Annotated in this window: 7 protein-coding genes; all 7 read right to left on the reverse strand. The window is 47.0% G+C overall.

Annotated elements, in window-relative coordinates; all coding sequences use genetic code 11:
• On the reverse strand, positions 1–936 hold the full coding sequence (locus PLH43_RS06275) for an ABC transporter permease (protein ID WP_324361216.1): 936 nt from the start codon (positions 934–936) through the stop codon (positions 1–3).
• Positions 937–2,052, reverse strand: coding sequence for an ABC transporter permease (locus PLH43_RS06280; RefSeq protein ID WP_324361218.1), 1,116 nt, complete (start codon positions 2,050–2,052; stop codon positions 937–939).
• Positions 2,036–3,589 (reverse strand): ABC transporter ATP-binding protein, encoded by a 1,554-nt coding sequence (locus PLH43_RS06285; protein WP_324361220.1) that lies wholly within the window; start codon positions 3,587–3,589, stop codon positions 2,036–2,038. Before PLH43_RS06285 ends, PLH43_RS06280 begins: the two co-directional genes overlap by 17 nt.
• A 61-nt stretch (positions 3,590–3,650) precedes the next feature.
• Complete coding sequence (locus tag PLH43_RS06290; protein ID WP_324361222.1) at positions 3,651–4,493, reverse strand: YjjW family glycine radical enzyme activase; 843 nt, start codon at positions 4,491–4,493, stop codon at positions 3,651–3,653.
• A gap of 2 nt (positions 4,494–4,495) precedes the next feature.
• Entirely contained in the window at positions 4,496–6,025 is a 1,530-nt protein-coding gene (locus PLH43_RS06295) for a YjjI family glycine radical enzyme (protein ID WP_324361228.1), read from the reverse strand.
• Between the two features lie 69 nt (positions 6,026–6,094).
• Positions 6,095–7,162: a BMP family ABC transporter substrate-binding protein gene (locus tag PLH43_RS06300; protein WP_324361224.1), complete on the reverse strand. Its 1,068-nt coding sequence runs from the start codon at positions 7,160–7,162 to the stop codon at positions 6,095–6,097.
• Between the two features lie 85 nt (positions 7,163–7,247).
• Positions 7,248–7,958, reverse strand: coding sequence for a purine-nucleoside phosphorylase (deoD, locus tag PLH43_RS06305; RefSeq protein WP_324361230.1), 711 nt, complete (start codon positions 7,956–7,958; stop codon positions 7,248–7,250).
• Positions 7,959–7,972 lie beyond the last annotated feature (14 nt).

Consider the following 7,972-nt stretch of genomic DNA (forward strand, 5'->3'; position numbering starts at 1 on the left):
TTACTTTTGTTTTACATACGGCTTACCGCTGGCAGCAGGTACGCGGGATTTACCTACAAACAGTACCAGCGTAATGATTGTTACGACGTAAGGAATCATAGAAATCAGGTTAGGACTTATTACATTGCCGGAACCCAGTAAAACCTTTAAACCGTTGCACAATCCGAACAACAGGCATGCACCCATGGCTCCGTGAGGGGTGAATTTACCGAAGATAACAGCTGCGATGGCGATAAAGCCCTGACCGACAATAACTTCCGGACGGAACTGGCTAACAGTGCACAGGGTAACATAAGCACCGCCAAGGCCTGCGAAAAAGCCGGAAGCAATTACCGCAACATAGCGGATACGGAATACGTTGATGCCTTGGGTTTCACATGCTTTGGGATGCTCACCCACGGCACGAAGACGCATACCGAATTTGGTTTTGTAGAAAATAAACCAGACGATAGCCACTGCTACAAAACCCAGATAAGTAGCAACGTAGGTGTTAAGAACATTATTCCAGAAGCTCCCAACCTCAAAAACACCGTTGAACAGCTTGGGCAGCTTTTGAACTGTGTCCAGCGGAGGAGTGTTTGAGGATTGTGCAAACAGCGCTTTACATACGAAGATAGCTACGCCGGGTGCTAAAAAGTTTATGGCTGTACCGGAGATGGTCTGGTCGGCGCCAAAGGAGACGCAGGCGATGGCGTGAATCAGTCCAAAGAGCGCGCCTACCAGTCCGCCGCATAAAAAGGCCAGCCAGGCATTGCCGGTAAAATGGGCGACTGCCGCGCCCACAAAAGCACCAATGGTCATCATGCCCTCAATACCAATGTTAATGACACCGCTGCGTTCTGAAAAAGTGGAGCCCAGTGCAGCATAAAGCAAAGGAGGTGTAGCTATCAGTGTGGCGTTAATAACCAAGCCGAGGTTTTTTATCAATTCATCCATTTATTTGTCCTCCTTTTTCTTAAGCCGTCTTGTAATTAAATAGCGGAATACATGCGATATTGCGATAAAGAGTACGATGGTACCCATAATTATATCAACGACTTCGGTGGGAGCATCAATGAGATTGAGCTTGGAGCCACCGTATTTCATAGCACCATAAAACAGTCCTGCAAAAATACATCCAATGGGATGAGAGCTTGCGATTAGCGCAACGGTGATTCCCTGAAAGCCGAAGCCCTCTTGCCCGGCAAACTGACTGATACGCATGGAGTTACCCATCAATTGTACGGCACCGCCTAGAGCGGCCAGAGCGCCCGACAGGCTCATGGCGATATACATCGTCTTGTTGGAATTGATACCCCCGTATTTGGCTGCGTGAGGATTGAGACCAACGGCCTGTACCTTATAGCCAAGAGTGGTTTTTGTTAGGATAAACCAAATAGCAACTGCCGCGATAATTGCCAGGAAAATACCGTAATTGGCTTTATCGTTCTTGAGTATATTAAGTAGCGATTGAGGCAGCAGAATTCTTGCGGATTCACGAATATCCTTGGAAGCCTCTCCGCCGCCAACCTTGTGAATAGCTGTAGTATTAACTACGTAATTTGAAAGATAAAAGGCGATCCAGTTGAACATAATGAAGGACAAAACTTCATTGATTCCGAATCGGACGCGCAGCACTGCGACAAGAAAGCTCCATACCATACCGGCGGCAACAGCTGCCAGCATACAAAGAATGACGTGCACAAAAGGAGGGGCGTCCACCAGAATGGCTACGCACAGAGCCGCCAGTGAGCCTACGACAAACTGACCTTCGGCGCCGATGTTGAAAACACCCATTTTGTAAGAAAATGCCACGCTCAATCCCGTAAATATCAGCGGGGTTGCGTAGATAACCGACCAAATGAGATACTTAGGGCGGCTGAACACACTGCTAAACAGCTTTGCATATGCTTCAAAAGGACTGAAGCCTGCTGCCCACAGGAAAATGCCGCCAACGACAAATCCAAAGAAAATAGCAATAACAGTATATAGAGCATTTTGATGAAGTAGGCCTTGTGCAGTATTTTTTAAAATGTTCTGAGAGGCCATGTTATTATTATTCTTGTGCTTCATTTTTGGTTCCTCCTGCCATCATCAGTCCTAGGACTTTCTCATCGGCCTTGTCACCGGGCACACTGCCTACGATATTACCGCTGTAAATGACTTCGATTCGGTCGGACAGGCTCATGATTTCATCCAGTTCAAAGGATACCAGCAAAACAGCTTTATTCTTATTGCGCTGTTCCACAATATAACGGTGAACAAATTCAATGGCGCCTACATCCAAACCGCGAGTCGGATTAACGGCAATAAGCAAATCCTTGTCATTGGTAACCTCACGGGCAATGATTACCTTTTGCTGGTTACCGCCGGACAGCTTGCCTACTTCTTTGGTGCCGCCATCAGCGCCACGGACATCAAATTTTTCGACGAGCTCTGCTGCGTGCTTATTTATCGCATCCTTCTTTAAAATACCGCGCTTGGAGAAGGGGGGGCGTTCATAATTTTGCAGCACCATGTTGTAAGCTATGGAATATTCAAGTACCAGCCCGTGCTTTTGCCGGTCGGCGGGAATGCTGGATACTCCGTTATCAAAGAGTGTGTGTGCATCGGCGTTGAACAAATCCTTGCCGCCTATTATAACTTTGCCGGATTCGCCTTTTCTTAAGCCTGTTAAAATCTCCACCAACTCGGTCTGACCATTGCCGTCTACGCCAGCCAAGCCGACGATTTCACCACGGCGCACTTTTAGGTTTAAGCCCTTAAGCACTTCCACACCGCGGTAATCCTTGGCGCGGAGATTCTGTATGTCGATAATGACTTCACCGGGTTCAATAGGCTTCTTGTCCACTACAAATTGAACATCGCGGCCCACCATCATTGAAGCCAAATCATTTTCGCTGACTGCTTCCACATCGACGGTGTTGATATATTTGCCCTGCCTGATGATGGTACACCTGTCGGCTGATGCCTTGATTTCCTTCAATTTATGGGTGATTAGTATCACGGTTTTGCCGTCGGCTGTGAGGTTGTGTATGATGTTGATCAGTTCTTCGATTTCCTGCGGAGTCAGTGAAGCCGTAGGCTCATCGAGAATAAGGATGTTGGCGCCCCGGTACAGAACTTTAAGGATTTCAACACGCTGCTGCATTCCTACCGAAATGTCTTCGATTTTGGCGTCGGGATCCACATGCATGCCATAGCGTTCGGATAGTTCCAGCACCTGCCGGCGCGCTTTCTTGATGTCCACAGTCATGTTTTTGGTGGGCTCCATGCCAAGGATAATGTTTTCGGTAACGGTAAAGGGTTCCACCAGCATGAAGTGCTGGTGAACCATGCCGATGCCAAGTTCAATGGCATGGCGCGGATTCTCGATATTCACAGGAGAACCGAATATGGAAATGCTACCGGATGTCGGTTTATAAAGCCCGTACAATATGTTCATCAGCGTACTTTTTCCGGCGCCGTTTTCGCCAAGAATAGCGTGAACTTCGCCTTTGTAAACGGTTAGGTTGATGTGGTCGTTTGCCACGAAGTTACCGAACTTCTTGACGATGTCAGTCATTTGAACGGCAACTACGCTCGAATCAATATGGCTTGTTTTTTCCAAATCCGTTTTTCCCTCCTTATATGTTTATCTTACGGGAATTGCGTAGTGTATCTGCTTGTAATTAAATGATAATGATATCTTTAAAGCCTTTGGCTTTAAGCAGCTCGGCGTAATATTCCATCTGATCGCGTGTCGGGATTTGCAAAGTCTCTTTAAATTGCGGGCGGACCCCCATAGGACGATAGGATATAAGCTTATATCGAATGGGCCGAATGGGTAAGTAGGGACGAAGCATGTCACCAATTTGAACGATGGTTTTCTCTGTATCGAAAAGGCCTGGTGAAACTACTGTACGAACCTCAAACAGCTTAGCCTTTGATGCGAGAAACCGTGCGTTTTTCAAGACAACCTGGTTGCTCCATCCCGTCACCCGCTTGTGCTCTTCACAGTCAAATGCTTTTATGTCAAGCATCACGCCGTCGGTAACGGCCAGCAAATCAGGATAGTGTTCAAAATCTAGGGTTCCATTGGAGTCAATTAGGGTGGACAGGCCATGAGCCTGTGCCAAGGTAAACAGCTCTGTTAAAAACTCCGGATACAGAGTGCACTCCCCGCCGGAAACGGTGATACCGCGGATAAATGGGATTTGCTTTTCTACCGCTTGCCAAACCTGTTTAGGTGTCATATCAAGGGTTTTGGGGCTGCTGTCGTAGGGACATAGCTTGATGCAGCTATCACAATGGACGCATTTGGCACGGTCGTAACGAACTTGCTGGTTTTCTAAGCGTAATGCCCCTGTGGGGCATGAGTTTACACATGCCCCACAGTGCACACATTTACCTCTTGTTTCAGGGTTGTGGCAATATAAACAGTCCATATTGCAGCCCTGCAGAAAGATAGCGGTACGGTTACCGGGCCCGTCAACGGTGCTAAAGGGTATGATTTTGTTGACTGTGGCCATCATAATTAGCGCACCTTTCTATCTAAAATCTTCCCATTTAAAACGGCACCCATTCCCAAAGCGGTGGTGTCCTGCAACACGTTCTGACCGCTTTTTAGCTTTTCGATTTCGGACCGTTTTACCAAATAGCCCGTAATACGGATAACATCGCTGTTCTTCTCATAGAAGGACAGATAGCGTAATTCCTTGCGGAAGGAGCCTTTGACGATGTCCAGCACGTATTCGGGGTTTTGGTGAACGGTGACATCAATAGGGAAAATGTCGCCTGTTCCAGACGGAAAATATTTATGGAAATGATTGATTACCATGAGGTGATCAATCATTTCGTCGGGTTCCTCTCCAATTGGGATACGAGTACCCGGTGAAATATTTTGGTCTTCTGAAATTCCTACTTGTGCATGAAGTAGAAAATGACCGCCGGTTATTTCGCAGTAGGGATTATGGTGTTTCTCATTGAATTCATATATCTGGCGAATGATGGATTCGCCAAGCTCGGTGGCGTACTCATCGTGGCCGAAACGGCCGGAACGGCCCTCTTTTTCCAACAGGATATTTACACATTCCGCCAGGCCTACCAAACCGAACATGGCGGTGAACCGATCACGGCGGATAAAGCCTTCCTTAGCCAGGAAGTTATTTTCGAAGAAGCCGCTTTCTTCCACTTCAAAACGGATGCGGGAATCCATGTAACGTGCCATGATGTCCATAACATAGGGCAATTGGTTGGTTTTGAAATCCTCAATCCCACTGGCGCGTTTGGCAATGTTGCCGAGAATCAGGCGGCAAAGGGTGTATGATCCGCCCCCCAGCGGCAATCCGTTATAACAGCTGGCAATGACGTAATTCTCACCAAGTTCCTGTTTAAACATACGGTGGTTGGCAAAGCTGGGCTTGGCCGAACGCAAAGCCGTTTTTACAGCCTGAATGGCGAAGTCGTCGTCGGTCACACCTTCTTCGTACTTTAAGGTCAGATTGGGCACGGCCTGCGTAAGCTCCGCCTCCACCTCCAGCAACAAGCGGCCGGTCCGTGTAGGCTGAGGGCCGATATTTGCATGGGAGAAGGAGTCTAAAATAGTGCGGTCCACGTGCACCAAAAAGCCTCGCAGTAGTTTTTTGGCTGTAGCATCGTCCACATCTTGCATAAAAGGTTCTAAAAGCATGTCCAACTGCCCCAGATAGACGGGGAAGTTGGTCACGCTTGGAACATGCTTGTAGAAAATCAACAGAGAATTAAGTGCTTCATATAAGTCGGTCGGGGGCGTGAGCTGCAGAAACCGGCTGCCTTCTTTCATGAATTTGGCGTAGTCGGGGATGATGTACCGTGGGCGAAGCGGAGCGTGTCCCTCGTTCAGGTCGCAGATGCACTTTATATCTTCCGGGACGTTCATCAGCTCGTCCAACCCCTCCGGCAAATCCAATACTTCCAGCAGAGAATCAGCAGTATTGGCCAGCGAAGCAACTTTTTGCTCGTGAGTGAGTGTCGGACTTTTAATGATATCCAGTATTTTTTCGCGTGTTTCATTCACGCGTTGCATAGAAATGTCTCTCAATTGATCGCCACCCTTCCTTGGATAATTAAGGTTATTTTATTGAAACCGTTAAAATTAGTCGTCTAATTCGTAGATGTTACCGTATTTAGCTTCAAACTCAGCCTTTGTCTTCGGAACGGTAATTTTACCGTCGATGATGTCCTTTTTAGCTTGGTTCACATAATCGATAACGTCCTGAGGTAGGTTGGTAGTTGTAGGAGCGATGTCTACACCTGCGGACTTTAAGTCATAGGTGATGATACCGGACTTAACATTGCCTTCCTTTACGGCTTTGGCAATTTCAAAGCATGCAGTATCAACGCGTTTCATAGCAGAGGTCAGAATGTTTTGGGGAGCGAGCGGAGACTGGTCGCTGTCCACGCCGATTGCCCATTTGCCTGCATCTTTACAGCCTTCGATTACGCCTAAGCCTGTTCCGCCTGCTGCATGGAAGATTACGTCCGCGCCATTAGTGATCATTGTGGTAGCAGCGGATTTACCGGTTTCGGTGCTGCCGAAGGAGTTTGCATTGAACTGCAGGATAGTAGCATTGGGGTTGGCATCTTTTACGCCGGCAAGATAGCCGTAACCGAATTCGTTCATGGTCTGGCTGACCATACCGACAACAAAGCCTACTTTATTTGTCTTGGTCATTTTACCTGCAACAAGACCAACCAGATAGGAAGCCTGGCTCTGTTCGAACATCAGGCAGGTAACGTTGGGTAAATCAATTGAAGCATCGTCAATGATGGCAAACTTCTGATTAGGGTTGGCTTCAGCTGCTTTTTTGGTGGCATCAGCCAGCATGTATCCTACGCAGATGATGAGGTCATAGTCTTCATCAATGAAAGCCTCAATGTTGGGAGCATAGTCGGCATCGGTTGCAGATTCGGCATAGCGGACTTCTACTCCAAGCTCTTTTTGAGCGCGCTGCAGACCTTCCCAAGCAGACTGGTTGAATGAGCCGTCGTTTACACCGCCAATGTCGGTAACCATACCGATCTTAATCTTCTTGCCACCGGTATTGTTGTTGCTGTTGTTATTGCTGCTATTGTTGTTGTTGTTGCCGGAATTCTTTCCGCCACATGCGGCCAAGGAAAAGATCATCATAACAGATAATAGCAATGCTATAAATTTTTTCATGTTCCTATCTCCTTTTCAATATATTTGTTTAACTTATTTTTCTCATTTTCAGCATATTTAATTTAACTTATAACTAAATTATTTTTTAGATAATTCCAAGTGCAACTTCAATCATATTTTTGAAGCCGAGCTGTCGCTCCTGAGCCGATAGTTCTGTACCTTTGTAGATGTGGTCGGAGATGGACAGGATACACAAAGCATTTTTTCCTGCCTTGGCTGCGTTCATGTATAACGCTGACGCTTCCATTTCTATGCACAACACACCCATGCTTTTCCAAGCATCGTTAGCCTCTTTATTGGCGTTGTAAAACACATCGGTGGAAAGAACATTGCCGACTGAGACTTTGATTCCTTTTTTCTGTGCTTCCTCAATGGCCTTTTGCATGAGCGTGTAGCTGGCAATGGGAGCATACGTGCCCGGCAGCCGGTATTGGTTGGCATAATTGGAATCGGTGCAGGCTCCCATAGCTATGACAAGATCTTTTAAATCCAGGTCATCGCTTAAGGCACCGGCCGAGCCTATGCGGATGATATTGTCCACATCGTAGAAATTAAAAAGCTCGTATGAATAAATGCCGATAGATGGGATACCCATCCCGTGACCCATAACAGATACCGGCTTTCCTTGATAGGTGCCGGTAAATCCTAGCATATTGCGCACAGTATTAAAACAGGTGACATTTTCCAGATAGGTTTCGGCAATAAATTTTGCACGCAGCGGATCACCGGGCATCAACACCGTTTTTGCAATTTGGCCTTCCACTGCTGCGTTATGTGCAGTGGGCACTTTACTCATGTTTTTACCTCCTT

It is taken from the genome of Acetivibrio sp. (genome assembly GCF_035371925.1).
Taxonomy (GTDB): domain Bacteria; phylum Bacillota; class Clostridia; order Acetivibrionales; family Acetivibrionaceae; genus Hungateiclostridium.